The 18,091-nt window shown below is 68.8% G+C and carries 17 protein-coding genes and 1 tRNA gene; 10 read left to right on the plus strand and 8 right to left on the minus strand.

The annotated features are described in order from the left end of the window. Together WS91_RS04835 and WS91_RS04840 are read left to right on the plus strand one after the other, a co-directional pair. Positions 1-77: transfer RNA gene (locus tag WS91_RS04835), tRNA-Asp, on the plus strand. A gap of 159 nt (positions 78-236) precedes the next feature. Continuing rightward, positions 237-707, plus strand: coding sequence for a GNAT family N-acetyltransferase (locus WS91_RS04840; RefSeq protein ID WP_059669864.1), 471 nt, complete (start codon positions 237-239; stop codon positions 705-707). A gap of 405 nt (positions 708-1,112) precedes the next feature. On the opposite strand, the gene WS91_RS04845 is transcribed toward WS91_RS04840, so the two are convergent. Beyond that, entirely contained in the window at positions 1,113-1,976 is an 864-nt protein-coding gene (locus WS91_RS04845; protein ID WP_038753493.1) for an AraC family transcriptional regulator, read from the minus strand. A 129-nt stretch (positions 1,977-2,105) separates the two neighbouring features. On the opposite strand from WS91_RS04845, the gene rraA reads away from it, so the two are divergent. Then, a complete protein-coding gene (gene rraA / locus WS91_RS04850; protein ID WP_059574493.1) occupies positions 2,106-2,603 on the plus strand; it encodes a ribonuclease E activity regulator RraA in 498 nt (165 codons plus the stop codon). A gap of 52 nt (positions 2,604-2,655) precedes the next feature. Further along, positions 2,656-3,063 (plus strand): gamma-glutamylcyclotransferase family protein, encoded by a 408-nt coding sequence (locus tag WS91_RS04855; protein WP_038753487.1) that lies wholly within the window; start codon positions 2,656-2,658, stop codon positions 3,061-3,063. Between the two features lie 547 nt (positions 3,064-3,610). Here the strand turns inward: WS91_RS04855 and aceB are convergent. Continuing rightward, positions 3,611-5,203 carry a malate synthase A gene (gene aceB, locus WS91_RS04865; protein WP_059669865.1) on the minus strand — a complete coding sequence of 531 codons (1,593 nt, stop codon included), beginning with the start codon at positions 5,201-5,203 and terminating at the stop codon, positions 3,611-3,613. A 66-nt stretch (positions 5,204-5,269) separates the two neighbouring features. Next, complete coding sequence (locus WS91_RS04870; protein ID WP_197419408.1) at positions 5,270-6,049, minus strand: haloacid dehalogenase type II; 780 nt, start codon at positions 6,047-6,049, stop codon at positions 5,270-5,272. 138 nt (positions 6,050-6,187) lie between these two features. Here WS91_RS04870 and WS91_RS04875 point away from each other — a divergent pair, with 138 nt between their 5' ends. Together WS91_RS04875 and WS91_RS04880 are read left to right on the plus strand one after the other, a co-directional pair. Further along, positions 6,188-7,090 carry a LysR family transcriptional regulator gene (locus tag WS91_RS04875; RefSeq protein ID WP_059669866.1) on the plus strand — a complete coding sequence of 301 codons (903 nt, stop codon included), beginning with the start codon at positions 6,188-6,190 and terminating at the stop codon, positions 7,088-7,090. A gap of 255 nt (positions 7,091-7,345) precedes the next feature. Continuing rightward, positions 7,346-7,780 (plus strand): universal stress protein, encoded by a 435-nt coding sequence (locus tag WS91_RS04880; protein WP_038745109.1) that lies wholly within the window; start codon positions 7,346-7,348, stop codon positions 7,778-7,780. A 239-nt stretch (positions 7,781-8,019) separates the two neighbouring features. Here the strand turns inward: WS91_RS04880 and aceA are convergent, their stop codons facing one another. The 3 genes from aceA to WS91_RS04895 form a co-directional block, all read right to left on the minus strand. Then, complete coding sequence (gene aceA / locus WS91_RS04885) at positions 8,020-9,327, minus strand: isocitrate lyase (protein WP_038744944.1); 1,308 nt, start codon at positions 9,325-9,327, stop codon at positions 8,020-8,022. Between the two features lie 399 nt (positions 9,328-9,726). Continuing rightward, positions 9,727-11,259, minus strand: coding sequence for a DEAD/DEAH box helicase (locus WS91_RS04890; protein WP_059669867.1), 1,533 nt, complete (start codon positions 11,257-11,259; stop codon positions 9,727-9,729). Between the two features lie 434 nt (positions 11,260-11,693). After that, a complete protein-coding gene (locus WS91_RS04895) occupies positions 11,694-11,963 on the minus strand; it encodes an acyl-CoA-binding protein (RefSeq protein WP_038744946.1) in 270 nt (89 codons plus the stop codon). Positions 11,964-12,130: 167 nt separating this feature from the next. On the opposite strand from WS91_RS04895, the gene tsaB reads away from it, so the two are divergent. The 4 genes from tsaB to WS91_RS04915 are packed head-to-tail and all read left to right on the plus strand — an operon-like array spanning position 12,131 to position 15,684. Continuing rightward, positions 12,131-12,892, plus strand: coding sequence for a tRNA (adenosine(37)-N6)-threonylcarbamoyltransferase complex dimerization subunit type 1 TsaB (tsaB, locus tag WS91_RS04900; protein ID WP_226383108.1), 762 nt, complete (start codon positions 12,131-12,133; stop codon positions 12,890-12,892). Then, a complete protein-coding gene (gene rimI, locus WS91_RS04905; RefSeq protein ID WP_038744948.1) occupies positions 12,889-13,386 on the plus strand; it encodes a ribosomal protein S18-alanine N-acetyltransferase in 498 nt (165 codons plus the stop codon). The genes tsaB and rimI overlap by 4 nt, the downstream gene beginning before the upstream one ends. Further along, positions 13,373-14,713 (plus strand): uracil-DNA glycosylase, encoded by a 1,341-nt coding sequence (locus WS91_RS35515; RefSeq protein ID WP_059669868.1) that lies wholly within the window; start codon positions 13,373-13,375, stop codon positions 14,711-14,713. The genes rimI and WS91_RS35515 overlap by 14 nt, the downstream gene beginning before the upstream one ends. After that, positions 14,710-15,684 carry a DUF1853 family protein gene (locus WS91_RS04915; protein WP_038744950.1) on the plus strand — a complete coding sequence of 325 codons (975 nt, stop codon included), beginning with the start codon at positions 14,710-14,712 and terminating at the stop codon, positions 15,682-15,684. The genes WS91_RS35515 and WS91_RS04915 overlap by 4 nt, the downstream gene beginning before the upstream one ends. 24 nt (positions 15,685-15,708) lie before the next feature. On the opposite strand, the gene thiD is transcribed toward WS91_RS04915, so the two are convergent. Together thiD and lplT are read right to left on the minus strand one after the other, a co-directional pair. Next, positions 15,709-16,518: a bifunctional hydroxymethylpyrimidine kinase/phosphomethylpyrimidine kinase gene (gene thiD, locus WS91_RS04920; protein ID WP_038744951.1), complete on the minus strand. Its 810-nt coding sequence runs from the start codon at positions 16,516-16,518 to the stop codon at positions 15,709-15,711. A gap of 73 nt (positions 16,519-16,591) precedes the next feature. After that, positions 16,592-17,899: a lysophospholipid transporter LplT gene (lplT, locus tag WS91_RS04925; RefSeq protein WP_038744952.1), complete on the minus strand. Its 1,308-nt coding sequence runs from the start codon at positions 17,897-17,899 to the stop codon at positions 16,592-16,594. Between the last annotated feature and the right edge of the window lie 192 nt (positions 17,900-18,091).

Raw genomic sequence — 18,091 nt, forward strand, 5'->3', positions numbered from 1 at the left:
GGAGCGGTAGTTCAGTCGGTTAGAATACCGGCCTGTCACGCCGGGGGTCGCGGGTTCGAGTCCCGTCCGCTCCGCCAAATCGAAGCCCGTTCAGGAACGCCTGAACGGGCTTTTTGTTTTCCGTCCCGATTCCTGCCGGATTGTTCGGTGCATCGTGGCCGCATGCGTGCAAATCGGCATTGCAACGCGCGCCGGCTGCGCTATCGTGGCGATGACGCAGGTTTTGCGAACACGCCATGTCCGATTCCGCCGCCGCTCCTCTCGTCTATCTGCTGCGCTCCGCCGAGCCGGGCGACTTCGAATTCGCGGAAGCGCTCACGCACGGCAACATGAATGCGTACTACGAGCGCCACGGCCTCAAATGGCGCGCGGATCTCTTTTTCGCGAGCTGGCGCGACTCGGAGAACTTCATTCTCGAGCTCGACGGCTCGCCCATCGGTTTGTTGAGAATCACCGAGGAGGGCGATTCGCTGCACGTCCGCGACGTGCAGATCGCGCCGGGGCATCGGCAGCGCGGCGCGGGTACGTACCTGCTCGAGATGTCGCACCGCTTCGCGAAGGCGCGCGGCTTGCGGGAGACGCAGCTGCGCGTGTTCGTCGACAACCCGGCCGCGCGGCTCTATCTGCGGATGGGCTATCGGCTCGCGGGGCCGCGTCTTGCGCAGTTCGGGTCGATCCGCCATATGGTGCGGCTCGTGCCGCGGTGAGGCCGCATGCGCGGCGGAGCCTCGTCGGGCGAACGGGGAAACGGCGCGAACGAATCGAGCGAGGCGACGGGGCGGCGCGTGCGCGATCGAGTGCGCGCCGCGTACGTAGAGCGTTGGCCGACGCGGATTCGATAAATGGCTTGCGTGAGGCGCGCCGCGATGGGCAGAGCATCTAGCAGTCCGAACGGGCGCGCGAACCTGCCTCGGCTCGCGGGGGGAACGACCGAGATCGACGGCTTCGCCTTGAATGTGCCGCGCCGCGCCGCGTCGATTCGGGACGGCGACCGAGGTCGATTGATTCCGTCGTGTTCGTCCGGACGCGCCGCTCGCAAGCAGAGTCGTCGGTCACATCCCGAAGGCCGAGCGCTCCGCCGGCCCGGTCGATCCGACCGCACCTGCCCGCCGTCACAGCAGCGGTCCGGCGTCCCCGTCGTCGGCCTGCGCGAGTTCCGCCGCCGCATGCACGTCGCCGCGCTGAATGAACGCGCGAGGGCTCGCCCCGAACGCGCGCCGGAACATCGCGGAGAACGCGCTCTGGCTCTGGTAGCCGAGTTCGTGCGCGATGTGCGATAGCGGCCGCCCCTGGTTCAGGAGCGGAATCGCGCGCGCGAGCAGCGCCTGCTGACGCCATTGCGAAAAACTCACGCCGAGCTCCTGCTTGAAGAGCCGTGCGATCGTCCGCGTGCTCGCGCCGACGCACGCCGCCCAGTGCTCGAGCGATTCGCCCTGGGCTGGATGCGCGAGCACCGCTTCGCACAGCGCGCGCAGCCGCTTTTCGGCCGGCATCGGCACCGCGAGCGGCAGCGGCTCGGCACGCGTGAGTTCGTCGAGCACGAGCTCGGCCAGCAGCCGCTCGCGCGCCCGATTGAGCGCGCGCGCCTCGAGCGCGACGATCAGCTCGCGCAGCAGCCCCGACACCTCGACGACGCGGCACGCGTCGAGCCCGTCCGGCACCGCCGATTCGGCGACGTATAGCGTGCGCAGATACGCGTCCTCGACGATCACGACTTCATGCGGAATTCGCGGCGGCACCCAGATCGCGCGCGACGGCGGCACCATCCACGTCGAATCGGCCGTCGCGAGCCGCAGCACGCCGCGCGACGCGTACGCGAGCTGCGCCCACGCGTGCGAGTGCAGCGGCACGCGCGTGCCGGCGGCGGTCGCGCGGGCGCGCACGCGCATCGGGTGCGATGGGGTCGGCGCGAATTCGGACGGAACGTCGATCGTGGCGGCGGGCGGCTGCGCCGCAAGGGGAACGGACGGGCTCATCGGTGATCGAAGACAGGGGCGGGTGGTGCGTCCGGCTATTGTAGGGCGAGCCTTCTACCTGCCGCAGCGGGATTTTTCTTCGCCGATAATGCCGGATCGACACCACACGGCCCTCCAGGAGACTTCGACATGATGTTCGCCACCACCGACCTTTGCGACGCGAACGAAGGCCGCCTCGCGGACGGCACGCTGCGCGTGCTCGAGCCCGCGTTCCGCTCGTTCGGCGGCGTGCGGCGCTTCGCGGGACCGGCCGCGACGCTCAAGCTGTTCGAGGACAACACGCTCGTGCGCGCGGCGCTCGAGCAGGATGGCGCGGGGCGCGTGCTCGTCGTCGATGGCGGCGGCAGCCTGCGCTGCGCGCTCGTCGGCGGCAACCTCGGCGCGCTCGCGCAGAAGAACGGCTGGGCCGGGATCGTCGTGAACGGTTGCGTGCGCGACTCGGCCGAACTCGCCGAATGCAGCGTCGGCGTGCTCGCGCTCGCCGCGCATCCGCGCAAGAGCGACAAGCGCGGCGTCGGGGTGAGCGACGTGCCCGTCGACGTACGCGGCACGCGCATCGTGCCGGGCGACTGGATTTACGCGGACGCCGACGGTGTCCTCGTCAGCGACGGCGCGCTGCTCGAGTGACGCGGCGGCGTGCCGGCTCGATGGCACGACTGTAACAAGGAAGGGAAATGCGATGCGCTACGTATTCTGCTACGGGACCCTGAGAGCGGGCGAGATCAACGACATCGGCCGGGCGGCCGCGCGGCACGGCATCGCGGCGCCGACGCTGATCGGCGCCGTGGCGGTGGCGGGGCGGCTGTACGATTTCGGCAATTATCCGGGGATGGTCGCCGAGAGCGGCCGCGATCTCGTCTGGGGCGACGTCTACGCGATCGACGAGCAACTCGTGCCGGTGCTCGACGAGATCGAGGCGGTCTATCCGGGCATCGAGGGGCTGTTCGTGCAGCAGCAGGCGTTGGTCGAGCTCGGCGGGCGGCGGTACGATTGCCTGTACTATCCGGTCGTCGCGCATTCGATCGCGGACCGGCCGCGGATCGAGTCGGGCGATTGGGTGCAGTATCGCCGAGCGCGCGCCGCGTGACGCTGCGTCGCATGTGCGATCTGCGGCTGCGACGTGTGGCGGCGACCGTCGTGCGCGAGCGCGGCGGCGTGCGAAATCTGGCCGCGGACGTCGGATGCGCGACCGTCGATGGCCGACGACGGCCGGCTTCGAACGAGGAAGCGCGGCCGGCGAGCGCCGACGCCGCCTATGGCGCCCGATAGGGAACGCAAGGGCCGCCGTCGAGCCGGGAGTCCAAAGTTCTGGCGGCAAGAGGACGGGAACAAAAATCCAAACCGACGTCCAACGCTGAACGCTGAACGCTGAACGCTGAACGCTGAACGCTGAACGCTGAACGCTGAACGCTGAACGCTGAACGCTGAACGCTGAACGCTGAACGCTGAACGCTGAACGCTGAACGCTGAACGCTGAACGCTGAACGCTGAACGCTGAACGACAAAAGGCGCCCACAGGGCGCCTTTCGCATTTCCGGCTCAGGCGACGCGAGCATCCAGGTTCGTGAGTCGCGCCGCGAATCATGCGAGGCGCGGCGGCGCATCACATACGACGCGCGGCCGCCCCCGTTCGCTCAGATTTCTTCGTAGAGCGGCAGCGTCAGGAACTCGGTGAAGTTCTCCGACGTCGACATCTGCTCGAAGATCACCGCGGCGCGATCGTAAGGCGCCGTGTCGCCGCCGACCACTTGCTTCACGTTCTCGAGCTCGACCTTCGCGTACTCGCGCACGAGCTCGGCCGTAACCTTGCGGCCGTCGTCGAGCACGCCCTTCGGCGAGCGAATCCACTGCCAGACTTGCGAGCGCGAAATCTCGGCCGTCGCCGCGTCTTCCATCAGGTTGTGGATCGGCACGCAGCCGTTGCCCGCGAGCCACGAGCCGAGGTAGTGAATGCCGACGTTGACGTTGTTGCGCAGGCCCGCTTCGGTGATCGGCGCTTCCGGCTGGAAGTCGAGCAGGTTCTTGCCTTCGATCTGCACGTCGTCGCGCTGCTTGCCGATCTGGTTCGGCTTGTCGCCGAGCACCTTGACGAACTCTTCCATCGCGAGCGACACGAGGCCCGGGTGCGCGACCCAGCCGCCGTCGTAGCCGTCGGTCGCGTCGCGCTGCTTGTCAGCGCGCACGCCGCCCATCGCCTTGTCGTTCGCTTCCGGATCGTTCTTGATCGGGATCAGCGCGCTCATCCCGCCGATCGCCGGCGCGTTGCGCTTGTGGCAGGTCTTCAGCAGCAGCAGCGCGTAGGCGCGCATGAACGGCACCGTCATCGTGATCTTCGCGCGGTCCGCGAGGCAGAAATCGCGGTCGTTCTTGAACTTCTTGATCGCGGAGAAGATGTAGTCCCAGCGGCCGGCGTTCAGGCCCGAGCTGTGCTCGCGCAGTTCGTACAGGATCTCGTCCATCTCGAACGCGGCGAGGATCGTCTCGATCAGCACGGTCGCGCGGATCGTGCCGCGCGGGATGCCGACCTGTTCCTGCGCGGCGACGAAGATGTCGTTCCAGAGACGCGCCTCGAGATGGCTTTCCATCTTCGGCAGATAGAAATACGGGCCCGAGCCGCGCGCGATGAGTTCCTTCGCGTTGTGGAACAGGAACAGGGCGAAATCGAAGATGCCGCCCGACACGCGCTCGCCGTCGACCGTCACGTGCTTCTCGTCGAGGTGCCAGCCGCGCGGACGCACGATCAGCGTCGCGATCTTGTCGTTGAGCTTGTACGACTTGCCGTTCTGCTCGAGCGAGATCGTGCGGCGCACCGCGTCCTTCAGGTTGATCTGGCCGTCGATCTGGTTCGTCCAGCTCGGCGCGTTCGAATCCTCGAAGTCCGTCATGTACGAATCCGCGCCCGAGTTCAGCGCGTTGATGATCATCTTGCGCTCGACGGGGCCCGTGATCTCGACGCGGCGGCACTGCAAGTCCGCCGGCAGCGGCGCGACCTTCCAGTCGCCTTCGCGGATCGCTTGCGTCTCGGCGAGGAAGTCGGGGCGCTCGCCGGCGTCGAGGCGCTTCGTGCGTTCGACGCGCGCGGCCAGCAGCTCGCGGCGGCGCGGCGCGAACTGGCGGTGCAGCTTCGCGACGAGCTCGAGCGCGTCGGGCGCGAGAATCGCTTCGTAACCGGGCTTGATCTCGCCCGTGATCGCCATGCCTTGCGGCAGCTTCAGCGTCGTGGTCATCGGTTTTCTCCTTGGTCGGTCAGTTACGCAGTGGTGCAATTGCATGAAATGGGGCCGCGCGACGCGTCAGGCGGCGGGCGTCGGGCGCGCGCGGCCGGCCGTTTTCGCGGCGGCGGGCGGCGCATCCAGAAAGGCGAGCAGGTCGGCCATGCCGGCGCCCGTGCCCGCGGGCGGCGAGTCGAGTTCCTCGAACGGCGCGCCCGTGCGGTTCAGCCAGAAGGTCCGGTAGCCGAACCAGCCGGCGCCCGCGACGTCCCAGCCGTTCGACGACACGAACGCGATGTCGGCGGGCGCCGCGTCGAACGCCGTCGCGCCGAGTGCGTACGCGGCGGGCGACGGCTTGTACGCGCGCGCCGTGTCGACCGACAACACGCGGTCGAACAGGCCGCTCATCCCGGCGCTCTTGATCGCGATGTCGAGCATCTGCGGATTGCCGTTCGACAGGATCGCGAGCTTCGGCGGCGTCTTGCGCGCACGCAGCGCGCGCAGCGTCGGCACCGTGTCGGGATACGTCGACAGGCACGCATATTCGTCCATCAGCCGCTTCTCGGCGGCCGCAGGCAGCGCGAGGCCGAGCGCGCGCGCGGCGAAGCGCAGCGCGTCGAGCGTCAGGTCCCAGAACGGCCGGTAGCGCGCGCCCGCCGGATCGGCGAGCGTGCGCAACTGCGAGTATTCGATCTGCTTGCGCCGCCAGAGCTGCGACAGCGGCTCGCCGCGCCCCGGAAACATCTGTTCCGCCGCGGCGACGACCGCGTGCACGTCGAACAGCGTGCCGTACGCGTCGAAGAGGATCGCCTTCGGGAAGGCGGGCGGGATGCCGGGCATGACGTTGCGCTCCACGATCAGAGGTCGAAATCGATTCTATTAGTGATGGCTTGAACTAAAAAAGACAGTAATCATCACTTGATCTTTTACTTTTTGATATCTAATCTGGAGCGATTTCATGTTCAACGGAGCGGACGGCTCGCGCCGCCCGCGCACGGGATGGATCGCTTCAAACAGATCGAAACGTTCGCCGCGGTCGCCGCGAAGGGCAGCCTGTCGGCGGCCGCGCACGCTGAAGGGGTCGCGCCCGCGATCATCGGCCGCCGGCTCGACGCGCTCGAGGAGCGGCTCGGCGTGAAGCTGCTCGTACGCACGACGCGCAAGCTCACGTTGACGTTCGAAGGCTCCGCGTTCCTCGAGGATTGCCAGCGGATCATCAACGACATGCAGAACGCCGAGGCGAGCGTGTCCGCGGGCGGCGTGAAGGCGAGCGGGCACCTGCGCGTGTCGGCGCCCGCGGGCTTCGGCCGGCGGCACGTCGCGCCGCTCGTGCCGGCGTTCACCGATGCGCATCCGGACGTATCGGTCACGCTCGATCTGTCCGACCGAATGGTCGACCTCGTCAACGAGGGCTTCGATTGCGCGGTACGCCTGGGCGAGCTGCCCGATTCGTCGCTCGTGTCGCTCAAGCTCGGCGAGAACCGCCGCGTGTGCGTCGCGTCGCCCGCGTATCTCGCGCGCGCGGGCATGCCGGCGACGCTCGCCGATCTCGCGCGCCACCGCTGCCTCGCGCTCGCGGCGAACGCGAACCAGCAGCGCGGCTGGACGTTCGTCGACGAAGGCAAGATCGTGTCGATCCGCGTGTCGGGCCCGATGGAGTGCTCGGACGGCGCGGTGCTGCACGAATGGTGCCTCGACGGGCACGGCCTCGCGTGGCGCTCGTGGTGGGAGGTCGGCGCCGACATCGCGGCGGGCCGGCTGGTGAGCGTGCTCGACGCGTTCGCCGCGCCGCCGATCGGCATTCACGCGGTGTTCCCGCAGCGCCGGCATCTGCCGCTCAGGGTCCGGCTCTTTCTCGATTTCCTGAAGCACACGTACGAGCGGCCCGGCTACTGGGGGTGACGCCGGTGCGGCGGCGCGGGCCTTCGCCGCGCGCGCGGGGCGTTCGCGCGCCACTTCGGCATGCGCTGCGCACGCACAATTCGCGCCCGGCTGCGCGCGTTTCCGATATGAGGGCGAACCCTCTAGCGCGTGCGGCGGCGCGATTTCGCGCACTACAATCGAATCACGCAGCGTCCGCACGGGCCGCCCGGCATCGGCCGGCCGTCGCGGGTACGCCCGCGCCCGGACGCGCCGCAGTTGCCGACGGAGCTCGCCATGTTCAAGCACATCCTGGTTCCGACCGACGGGTCCGATCTGTCGAAGAAAGCGATCGACGGCGCGATCGATCTCGCGCAGGCGGTCGGCGCGCGGGTGACGGCCTACGCGTGCCTGCCGCAGTATCCGTACTCGCCGTTTTCCGAAGTCGTGATCGAACCGCCCGCCGATTTCCGCGAGCGCAGCGAGCGCGAGGCGCGCGCGCATCTGGCCGACGTCGAGGCCGCCGCGCGGCGCGCGGGGGTCGCGTGCGAATCGGCGACGAGCGTGCATCCGTCGCCGTATCTCGGCATCATCGAAGCCGCCGAGCGGGGCGGCTGCGACGTGATTTTCATGGCGTCGCACGGCAGGCGCGGGCTCGGCAGCCTGCTGATCGGCAGCGAGACGCAGCGCGTGCTGACCCATACGAAGATTCCCGTGATCGTCTATCGATAGCGTGCCGCGCGTAGCCCGACGAACGGCCGCGACGCGCCAGCCGAGAAAAAAATACGCGCGCCGGGCAGGGACCGGCGCGCTTCAATGTCGGCGACGTCGCGAGACGCCGCGCACCCTCGGGCAGGCATGGCGCAACCATGCGCGCGGCGGGTGAGTTCTCCCTGATATGGTCTTGGTCTTGCCGGATGCGCGCCGCGGCGGCTCGTGGCCGCGCGCGGCGCGCCTGCGCCCGTCGGAGCTCAGGCGACTTTCTGGCCGTCGAAGAACTGTTCGTCTTCCGTCGAGCCATGCAGCGCGGTCGTCGACGCTTCGCGCTCGACCGTCTGCGTCACTGCGTCGAAGTAGCCGGTGCCCACTTCGCGCTGGTGCTTGACCGCGGTGAAGCCCTTGTCGGCCGCCGCGAACTCGGCTTGCTGCAGTTCGACGAACGCGCTCATCTGCGTGCGGGCATAGCCGTGCGCGAGGTTGAACATCGAGTAGTTCAGCGCGTGGAAGCCGGCGAGCGTGATGAACTGGAACTTGTAGCCCATCGCGCCGAGCTCCTTCTGGAACTTCGCGATCGTCGCGTCGTCGAGGTTCTTCTTCCAGTTGAACGACGGCGAGCAGTTGTACGACAGCATCTTGCCCGGGAACTGCTTGTGAATCGCTTCCGCGAACTTCTTCGCGTACTCGAGATCCGGCTTGCCCGTTTCGCACCAGATCAGATCGGCGTACGGCGCGTACGCGAGACCGCGCGAGATCGCCTGCTCGAGGCCCGGCTTCGTGCGGAAGAAGCCTTCGACCGTGCGTTCGCCCGTCAGGAACGGCTTGTCGTTGTCGTCGACGTCGGACGTGATGAGGTCGGCCGCTTCGGCGTCGGTGCGGGCAACCAGCACGGTCGGCGTGCCCATCACGTCGGCCGCGAGACGTGCCGCCGACAGCTTCGCGACCGCTTCGCGGGTCGGCACGAGCACCTTGCCGCCCATGTGGCCGCACTTCTTCACCGAGGCGAGCTGGTCTTCGAAGTGAACGCCCGACGCGCCCGCCTCGATCATCGCCTTCATCAGTTCGAACGCGTTCAGCACGCCGCCGAAGCCGGCTTCCGCGTCAGCGACGATCGGCGCGAAGAAGTCGACGTAGCCTTCGTCGCCCGGGTTCTTGCCTTCCGACCACTGGATCTGGTCGGCGCGCGTGAGCGTATTGTTGATGCGCTTGACGACGAGCGGCACCGAGTTCGCCGGATACAGCGATTGGTCCGGGTACATTTCGCCCGCGACGTTCGCGTCGCCCGCGACTTGCCAGCCCGACAGGTAGATGGCCTTGAGGCCGGCCTTCACCTGCTGCATCGCCTGGTTGCCCGTCAGCGCGCCGAGCGCGTTGACGAACGGTTCGTTGTTGATGAGGGTCCAGAGCTTTTCCGCGCCGCGCTTCGCGAGCGTGTGCTCCTGCTGGATCGAGCCGCGCAGGCGCACGACGTCTTCAGCCGTGAATGCGCGCTTGATGCCCTTCCAGCGCGGATCGGTTTCCCATTGCTTTTGCAGTTCCTGAGCCTGTTGTTGACGCGACATGATGCGTGCTCCTTGAGTGGTCGTTGCCTGAAGAGAAGAAATCGGCGATTCGCGAAACGAGCGGTGCGGTGCGGTTCGAATTCGGCGCTTCGGTTCGTGAAGTCTTGTATAAGAGTCTAGGCAAATCGACTGCGTCGAAACAGGGGCTTTTTCACGAAGCTGTAAAAAATTTATTCTATAAAAATCAGTTGCTTATCTGTTTAATTTCTTATTGCGGAATGCGGTTTCCCATGCTGCAATGGCTTCGGTTGTGCCACGCAACATGATTTTTTACGACGCAAAAGATTTTTTCGTATCGTGAAATCTCGGGCGCAAACAAAAACCGGCGCGAATGCGCCGGTTTTCGAGGGGGAGGGGCGCGGACACGTTCGCGTCGCGAACGCGCCCGCAGGCAGCCGCTTATGCCGCCGAATTGCCGCGCCGCGGGCCGCCGCGCTGGCCATCGCCGCGGCGTGCGCCGTAGCCGTCGCGATTGCCGCCCGGCTTGCCGCTCCAGCCGCCGGAGCCCGAGCGGCCGTTGCCTTGGCCTGGCTTGCCGCCGAACCGGCGGCCGCCGGTTCCGCCCGGACGGCCGCGGCCGTTACCGCGGTCGTTGCGCGGCGGCGGCGCCTTGCGCGGCTCGAAGCCTTCGATCACGTTCACCGGCAGCGGCGCGCGCACGAAGCGCTCGATGCGCTTCAACGCGCCTTGCTCGGCGTGATGCACGAGGCTCACCGCGATGCCCGAGCGGCCCGCGCGGCCCGTGCGGCCGATCCGGTGCACGTAGTCCTCGGCGAACTTCGGCAGGTCGTAGTTGAACACGTGCGTGATGCCGGGAATGTCGATCCCGCGCGCGGCGACGTCGGTCGCCACGAGCACGCGCACGCGGCGCTCGCGCAGCGCGCGGATCGTGCGGTTGCGCGCGCCCTGCGGCAGATCGCCGTGCAGCGCGGCCGACTGGAAGCCGGCGTCGGCGAGGCGGCCGGCCAGCTGGTCGGCGTCGATCTTCGTCGCGGTGAAGATGATCGCCTGGTCGAGCGCGACGTCGCGCAGCAGGTGGTCGAGCAGGCGATCCTTGTGATCGCGGTCGTCGACGTAGTGCACGGTCTGCGCGATGTTCGAGCTCGATTCGATCTTCTGCGTGATCTCGATACGTTCCGGGTCCTTCAGCAGGCGGTTCGTGAGCGAGCCGATCTTGCCGTCGAGCGTCGCCGAGAACAGCATCGTCTGGCGCGACTCGGGCGTTGCGGCGACGATCGTGTCGATGTCGTCGATGAAGCCCATGTCGAGCATGCGGTCGGCCTCGTCGAGCACGAGCATCTTCAGTTCGGACAAATCGATGCGGCCGCGCTCGAGGTGGTCGAGGAGGCGCCCCGGCGTCGCGACGAGGATCTCGGGGTTCTTCGCGAGCAGCATCAGTTGCTGGCCGTACGCGACGCCGCCGAGGATGCTGACCGTGCGCAGACGGCGCAGGTGCTTGCCGTACGTCGACGCGGCCGTGGTCACCTGCATCGCGAGCTCGCGCGTCGGCGTGAGGACGAGCAGGCCGGGGCGCGCGACGGGCTGCGGGCGGCGGCTGCGGCGCTCGCCCGGCTGCCCTTCGCGCGGCGCGCGCGGCTGCTGCGCCTGCGCCTTTTGCAACTGCGCGAAGCGCTCGATCGCGGGCAGCATGAACGCCGCCGTCTTGCCCGAGCCAGTCGGGCTCGACACGAGGAGGTCGCGGCCTGCGATGCCGGCCGGAATCGCGCGCTGCTGCACGGGCGTCGGCTTCACGTAGCCGGCCGCCTGCAGCGCGGAGACGATTTCCGGCGACAGGCCGAGCGACGCGAACGTCGGTTCGTCCGAAGCCGCCTCGCTGCGGTCGCCGTCGGCCGTCTGCGGCGCGGCGGCGGGAAGGCTGAGCGCCTGATCGGCGATCGCGTTGAGCGGGCTGAGGGGGTTGCTCGAAGTCATGTCAATCCTTGAAACACAGTGGGTCGAACGCCGCGCCAATCGCGCATACCCAAGTCGACGGATTCATCGAGCAAATCGGGAAACGTGGCGATTGTCCGCATGTCGTGGACGTGCGGACAACAATTTCGTTAGAAGCTGTTTTTGGGTGCGGCGCGTATCGGATACGCATGCCGCCAGCCTGAGACTTGACAGCCCGCAAGGGGCTACGCAGGAAGGGACAGGTTCTAAACTGGATTGGAGCGAAACGCTATGGAACGCTGGCGATGAGGGCTGCTGGCATCGGGCTGGCAAAGCCGCTCGTCGCGACGCGCAGTGCGCATTGTACAGTGATTTGCTGCGCTGCGCCACCGTCGATTGCGCCCAGGGCGGGCGCGGCGGGCAGCGCCGATGACGGTTTGCGCGGCCGGCGCGAACCGGCCGCGCGGCGTGCGCGCTCAGGACGCGGTGCCGTTCTTCAGCGACTCGACGAGTTCGATGTACTGCTTCTTGGCATCGTCCTGCGCCGTGCCCTTCAGCGCTTCCCACGCGTCGTACTTGTACTTGCCGACGATGTCGGTGAAGCCCGGCTTGTCGCCGTGCGCGTCGCCGTCGGTCGCCTGCTTGAAGAGCGCGTAGAGGCGCAGCAGCGTCAGGTTGCCGGGACGCTCGGTCAGCTGCTTCACGTCGATCTGCGCTTGCTCGAATTGGGCGGTGATGTCGCTCATGGGTGTCTCCGTAAGGTTCCAGGCTGGCTTTTCCAGGCCGACGATCTTAGCAAGCGAGGGCGGGCGGCGGGTCGAGCGTTCCTTCCAAACCGATTCGCGCACGGCAAGCGCGTGCGAATCGGACGGGATCGCCCGTGCGGGCGGGGCGCCGCATTACAATGTCGGCCATGACGCAAACAGTGCTCCTCGCCATCGACACGTCGACCGAGTTTTGCTCGGTCGCGCTCCTCGTCGCGGCCGGCCAGACCGCCGATGCCGCTTCCATCCGAACCTGGGTTCGCCACGAGCGCACGGGCGCCGTGTCGAGCACGCGCGTGCTGCCCGCCGTGCGCGAAGTGCTCGACGAAGCGGGTCTCGCGTTCGCCGATTGCAACGCGATCGCGTTCGGCGCGGGACCCGGCTCGTTCACCGGGCTGCGCACCGCCACCGGCGTCGCGCAGGGGCTCGCGTTCGGCCGCGCGCTGCCCGTCGTGCCGGTCGGCACGCTCGTCGCGTGCGCGCAGGCCGCGCGCCTGAACGCAGGCGACGCCGCGGGCCGCGTGACGCGCGTGCTCGCCGCGCTCGACGCGCGAATGGACGAAGTCTATTGGGCCGATTACGCGTGGGACGACGCGGCGGGCGATTGGCGCGAAGTCGCGCCGGCGACGCTCGCGGCGCCCGCCGACGTGCGCGTGCCCGACGCGCCGTTCGTGCTCGCCGGCAACGCGGCGCAGGCGTTCGGCGATCGCCTGCCCGCCTGCGCGCGCGCGCAGGCGATCGATCCGGATGCGCTGCCGCACGCGCTGCCGATCGCGCACGTCGCGCTGCGCGCGTACCGCGCGGGACGTGTCGTGCCCGCCGATCGCGCGGCGCCCGAGTACGTGCGCGACAAGGTCGCGCAGACCACCGCCGAGCGGCTCGCGGCGCGCGCGGACGGAGGCGGCCGATGAGCGGCGTGCTGATGACCGACCGCTATCTATCGCCGATGACGGATGCGGATCTCGACGAAGTCGTCGAGATCGAGCGCGCCGCGTACGAATTTCCGTGGTCGCGCGGCAACTTCGAGGATTCGCTGCGCAACGGCTATTTCGGCGTCTGCATGCGGCACGTGACGGGCGCGCTCGTCGGCTATTGCGTGCTGATGCCCGTCGTCGACGAAATGCATCTGCTGAATCTGTGCGTCGCGCCCGCCGCGCAGCGCTCGGGCGCCGGCCTCGCGCTGCTGCGCGAGGCGGTGCGGATCGCGTGCGCCGAGCGGCTCGACGGCGTGCTGCTGGAAGTGCGGCCGTCGAATCCGCGCGCGATTCATCTGTATGAGCGCTTCGGTTTCGTGTCGGTCGGGCGGCGCAGGAACTACTATCCGGCGAAGCACCGGAGCCGGGAGGACGCGATTGTGATGCGTCTTGCATTGACGAAGGAGGGAGGCGCGCATGGCGTTGGCTGAAGCGGCGCTCGAAGAGCTGGGGCTCGCGCCCGCATGGGTGCGGCGCGAAATCGCGCGCGCCGAGGGCGCGCAGCAGGATGTGGCGGGCGCGGCGCGGGAAACCGCTGGCGCGGCGGCCGCGGAGGGAGCGCGGGCCGTGTCGCCGGATGCGGCGCGCGAGCCCGCGCGTCGCATCGCGCGCGTCAGCGCGACGGAAGGCGAAGGTGTGCGCGGCGAAGCGGAATCGGCAGTGGCGGCGGTGGCGGCGAACGAGGCGGCGCATGCGGCGGAGCGTGCCGAAGACGCCGAGTCGATCGAGCCCGCTGCGATTGCGCACGGCGGTGCAACGCATGCGCCGCGAGCAGCCGATGTGCGCGCGCAAGCGCGGCGGACGGCGGCCGAATCCGGCATGCCGGCGGCGAATGCGCCGTCCGGGACGCGCGCGCGGGACGTGCAAGGCGAGCAAGGCTCGACGATCGCGAGCGCGGCGCCGTCGGCCGAGCCGCCCGTCGCGGGCGGCGAGCGTCGCGTGGCGAAGAGCGACGGCGCCGCGGATGCCGCGGCATTCGCGCGCGCCGCAGGCGCATCGCGCGACGCGGCAGATCCGGCGCGCGCGTCGACCGCGCCGGCCGCACGAACCGGTGACGACGTCGACGCAGCCGGACCCGACGACGACATGTCGTGGTTCGATCTCGAGCCGGTGCTCGAGCCCGCGCTGCCGGACGCCGTCGTCGCCGCTGCCGGGCTCGCCGTCGCGGCGACGTCGGTCGCCGAGCTCGGCTGGGACGCGCTGCGCGCGCGGGTCGCCGACTGCCAGCGCTGCCGCCTCTGCGAGAAGCGCACGAACACGGTGTTCGGCGTCGGCGACGAGAGCGCCGACTGGATGCTCGTCGGCGAAGCGCCCGGCGAGAACGAGGACAAGCAGGGCGAGCCGTTCGTCGGCCAGGCGGGCAAGCTGCTCGACAACATGCTGCGCGCGCTCGAGCTCAAGCGCGGCGAGAACGTCTACATCGCGAACGTGATCAAGTGCCGCCCGCCCGGCAACCGCAATCCGGAGCCGGACGAGGTCGCGCGCTGCGAGCCGTATCTTCAGCGGCAGGTCGCGCTCGTGAAGCCGAGGCTGATCGTCGCGCTCGGCCGCTTCGCCGCGCAGACGCTTCTCAAGACCGACGCGAGCATCGCCTCGATGCGCGGGCGCGTGCACCAGTACGAAGGCGTGCCCGTGATCGTCACGTACCATCCGGCGTATCTGCTGCGCAGCCTGCAGGACAAGGCGAAGGCCTGGTCCGATCTGTGTCTCGCGCACGATACCTACCGGAACGCCGCGCCCGCCGCCGATCCGCAATGAACGCCGCGGCGTCGCCCGTGCCGCTCGGCGCGCTGCGCGACGCCGCCGTGCGCGACCTCGCGTGGCTGCTGTCGAGCGCGAGTCTGCTCGCGCCGTCGGCGGGCGCGCCGCTTGCCCGGCCGTGGGCGAGCGTCGCGGATGCGGCGCAGACGGCCGCGTGGCTCGTCGCGCTCGATGCGCAGCCCGCGCCGCTGCACGACACGCTCGCGCACGCGCGGCCCGTTCGTCTCGGCCGCTATGCCGAATGCCTGCTCGGCTTTTTTGTCGAGCATGCGCCTTCGCTCGTTCTCGTCGCCGCGAATCTGCCGCTGCGCCGCAACGGCCGCACGCTCGGCGAGTGCGACTTCCTGATCGAAACCGCGCGTGGCGAGCGCCTGCACTGGGAGCTCGCGGTCAAGTGCTATCTGTGCGTCGCGGAGGCGGGCGCCGCGTCGCTCGCCGAGTTCGTCGGACCGAATCTCGCCGACCGCTTCGATCTGAAACGCGCGCGGCTCGTCGATCATCAATTGCGGCTGACGGCGCGCGACGAGTTCGCGTCGCTCGGCTACGCGGGGCCGTGGCTCGCGCAGATGCTCGTGAAAGGGTGGCTCTTCTATCGCGCAGGCGGCGGGCACGACGGCGGCGCGATCGTCGATCCGCCTGAGGTCGACGCCGACCATCCGCGCGGGTTCTGGGTCACGCGCGACGCGTGGCCGGCGTTCGCCGATGCGCAGCGGCAGGGTGCCGCGTGGATGGCGCTGCCGCGTCTCGCGTGGCTTGCGCCGCGCACGATCGACGATGCGGCGGCGAGGCGAGGGCCCGGCGCGCTCGTTTCGGCCGATGCGGTTTTCGCCGAGGTTGCCGGGCAGCCGGGGCCGTCGCTCGTCGCTGCGCTCACGCGCGGCGACGACGGGACGTGGCACGAAACTGCGCGCGGCTTCATCGTGCCCGACGATTGGCCGCAGCGGGCGGCGGCGTTTGCCGCGAGTTGACGCGCGGCGCGGCTTTTCGCCGGCTCACCACCACCGATGGAAATGATGCACGGGCCCGACGCCGTGCCCGACGTCGAGTCGCCCGCTCGCGCCGATCGCGCCCGTCAGATAGACCTTCGCGTCGGCGATTGCGTCCGCGAGCGTCGGGCGTTGCGGCAGCAGCGCGGCGATCGCCGCCGACAGCGTGCACCCCGTGCCGTGCGTGTTCGCGACCGGCAGCCGCTCGCCGGCGAAGCGTTGCGCGCCGCCCGCGTGAATCAGCCAATCCGGGCTTTCGTGCAAGGCGCCGAGGTGGCCGCCCTTCATCAGCACCGCCTTCGCGCCGCGCGCGACGAGCGCCTCGCCCTGGCGCACCATCTCGTCCTCGGTCGTCGCGGCCGCGACGCCGAGCAGCTCGGCCGCCTCCGGCAGGTTCGGCGTGACGAGGCCGGCGAGCGGCAGCAATTCGTCGCGCAGCGCGGCGACCGCGTCGGGCGCGAGCAGCGCGTGCGAACTCTTCGAGATCATCACCGTGTCGAGCACGACGTGGCGCGGCGCGTAGCGCGCGAGCGCCGCGGCGACCGCGCGCACGATCGACGCGTTCGCGAGCATGCCGATCTTCACCGCGTCGATGCGGATGTCGTCGAACACGGCGTCGAGCTGCGCGGCGACGAAGCTCGCGTCGGGCGCATGCACGCCCGTCACGCCGCGCGTGTTCTGCGCGGTGAGCGCGGTGATCACGCTCGCGCCGTACGCGCCGAGCGCGGAGAACGTCTTCAGATCGGCCTGGATGCCTGCGCCGCCGCCGGAGTCGGAGCCGGCGATCGTGAGCGCGTTGGGAATCGGTCGGGTCATGGGCGGGAGGCGTCGATGAAAAACGCGGGCGGATGGCGCGGGCGGCGCGACGAGGGCGCGCCGGCGCCGCGCCTCAGTGTTTCGATTCGCCGATGAGGGCGACCGAATCGAAGCGGCGCTGGTTCGCGAGGTGCAGCCGCATCACGAGCCACATCGTCAGGCACACGAACGTGCCGAACAGCACGATCACGATGCCGACCGGCACGTCGAGCCACACGAGCGCCGCGTACAAGCAGAGCATCACGAGCACGGACAGGTTCTCGTTGAAGTTCTGCACCGCGATCGAATGGCCGGCCGACAGCAGCACGTGGCCGCGATGCTGAAGCAGCGCGTTCATCGGGACGACGAAGAATCCCGACAGCGCGCCGACGAACATCAGGAACACGTATGCGACGAGCAGATAGACGGGCAAGTGCATGCGCCCGATGGCCAGCGCCCAGTGCGCGGGGAACAGGTCGCGCGTGTAGAACGCCATCAGCATCACCGCGATGCCCATCACGATGCCGACGGGCAGCACGGTCAGCGACTTGCGCAGCGGAATCCGGCTCGCCGCGATCATCGCGCCCGCCGCGACGCCGAGCGCGACGACCGCCTGCAGGATCGCGCCTTCGGACAGCGACATGCCGAGCGATACCTCCGCCCACTTGAGGACGATGAACTGCAGCGTCGCGCCCGCGCCCCAGAACAGCGTCGTGACGGCGAGCGAGATCTGGCCGAGCTTGTCGTGCCAGAGCGTCATGAAACAATCGGCGAAATCGGTGACGAGCTTGAGCGGGCCGTGCTGCTGCTTCGGATAGCGTGCGCCCGTGTCGGGAATGCGCAGGTTGAAGAGCGCCGCCGTCACGTAGATCGCCATGATGACGAGCATCGCCGCCTCGGCGGGCGTGTTGATCGAAGGGGGCGTGTGCGCGATCACGTGCGACGCGATCTTCGGGCTGATGAGCGCGCCGCCCAGCACCGTGCCGAGGATGATCGAGCCGACCGTCGTGCCCTCGATCCAGCCGTTCGCGGCGACGAGCCGCTCGGGCGGCAGGAGCTCGGTCAGAATGCCGTACTTCGCGGGCGAATAGGCGGCCGCGCCGAAGCCGACGATCCCGTATGCGACGAGCGGATGCGCGCCGAACAGCATGATGAGGCAGCCGACGACCTTGATCGAATTGGTGATGAACATCACGTGCCCTTTCGGGCGCGAGTCGGCGAACGCGCCGACGAAGGCGGCGAGCACCACGTACGACAGGACGAAGAACAGCTTCAGGAGCGGTATCATCCAGTTCGGCGCGTGGAGGTCTTTCAGCAGAGCGATTGCGGCGATGAGAAGAGCGCTGTCGGCCAACGACGAGAAAAACTGCGCGGCCATGATGGAGTAAAAACCTTTTTTCATCTGAAGCGATGCTTTCCTCGCGGCGGCTCGGCCGCGCGGGCCGTGCAATCGGACTTATTCCGTTCGAAATGGGTTGTGCGCACGGCTTTATATCACGAAAATACGTCAATTCGGACTTGCCAGATTCCCCGATCGTTCCGCGCATTCCCGGCGTCGCGCCCAAAAGGCGCGATAAGCTGATGATTCGCAAGC

Origin of the sequence: Burkholderia sp. MSMB1498, from assembly GCF_001526245.1 — a bacterium.
GTDB lineage: Bacteria > Pseudomonadota > Gammaproteobacteria > Burkholderiales > Burkholderiaceae > Burkholderia > Burkholderia savannae.

Coding starts and splice junctions, on each gene's coding strand:
- WS91_RS04890 (WP_059669867.1), bottom strand. CDS start 11,259: ATGACTTCGAGCAACCCCCTCAGCCCGCTCAACGCGATCGCCGATCAG.
- tsaB (WP_226383108.1), top strand. CDS start 12,131: ATGACGCAAACAGTGCTCCTCGCCATCGACACGTCGACCGAGTTTTGC.
- rimI (WP_038744948.1), top strand. CDS start 12,889: ATGAGCGGCGTGCTGATGACCGACCGCTATCTATCGCCGATGACGGAT.
- thiD (WP_038744951.1), bottom strand. CDS start 16,518: ATGACCCGACCGATTCCCAACGCGCTCACGATCGCCGGCTCCGACTCC.
- WS91_RS04915 (WP_038744950.1), top strand. CDS start 14,710: ATGAACGCCGCGGCGTCGCCCGTGCCGCTCGGCGCGCTGCGCGACGCC.
- aceA (WP_038744944.1), bottom strand. CDS start 9,327: ATGTCGCGTCAACAACAGGCTCAGGAACTGCAAAAGCAATGGGAAACC.
- WS91_RS04845 (WP_038753493.1), bottom strand. CDS start 1,976: ATGAGCCCGTCCGTTCCCCTTGCGGCGCAGCCGCCCGCCGCCACGATC.
- WS91_RS04840 (WP_059669864.1), top strand. CDS start 237: ATGTCCGATTCCGCCGCCGCTCCTCTCGTCTATCTGCTGCGCTCCGCC.
- WS91_RS35515 (WP_059669868.1), top strand. CDS start 13,373: ATGGCGTTGGCTGAAGCGGCGCTCGAAGAGCTGGGGCTCGCGCCCGCA.
- rraA (WP_059574493.1), top strand. CDS start 2,106: ATGATGTTCGCCACCACCGACCTTTGCGACGCGAACGAAGGCCGCCTC.
- WS91_RS04895 (WP_038744946.1), bottom strand. CDS start 11,963: ATGAGCGACATCACCGCCCAATTCGAGCAAGCGCAGATCGACGTGAAG.
- WS91_RS04880 (WP_038745109.1), top strand. CDS start 7,346: ATGTTCAAGCACATCCTGGTTCCGACCGACGGGTCCGATCTGTCGAAG.
- aceB (WP_059669865.1), bottom strand. CDS start 5,203: ATGACCACGACGCTGAAGCTGCCGCAAGGCATGGCGATCACGGGCGAG.
- WS91_RS04875 (WP_059669866.1), top strand. CDS start 6,188: ATGGATCGCTTCAAACAGATCGAAACGTTCGCCGCGGTCGCCGCGAAG.
- WS91_RS04855 (WP_038753487.1), top strand. CDS start 2,656: ATGCGCTACGTATTCTGCTACGGGACCCTGAGAGCGGGCGAGATCAAC.
- lplT (WP_038744952.1), bottom strand. CDS start 17,899: ATGAAAAAAGGTTTTTACTCCATCATGGCCGCGCAGTTTTTCTCGTCG.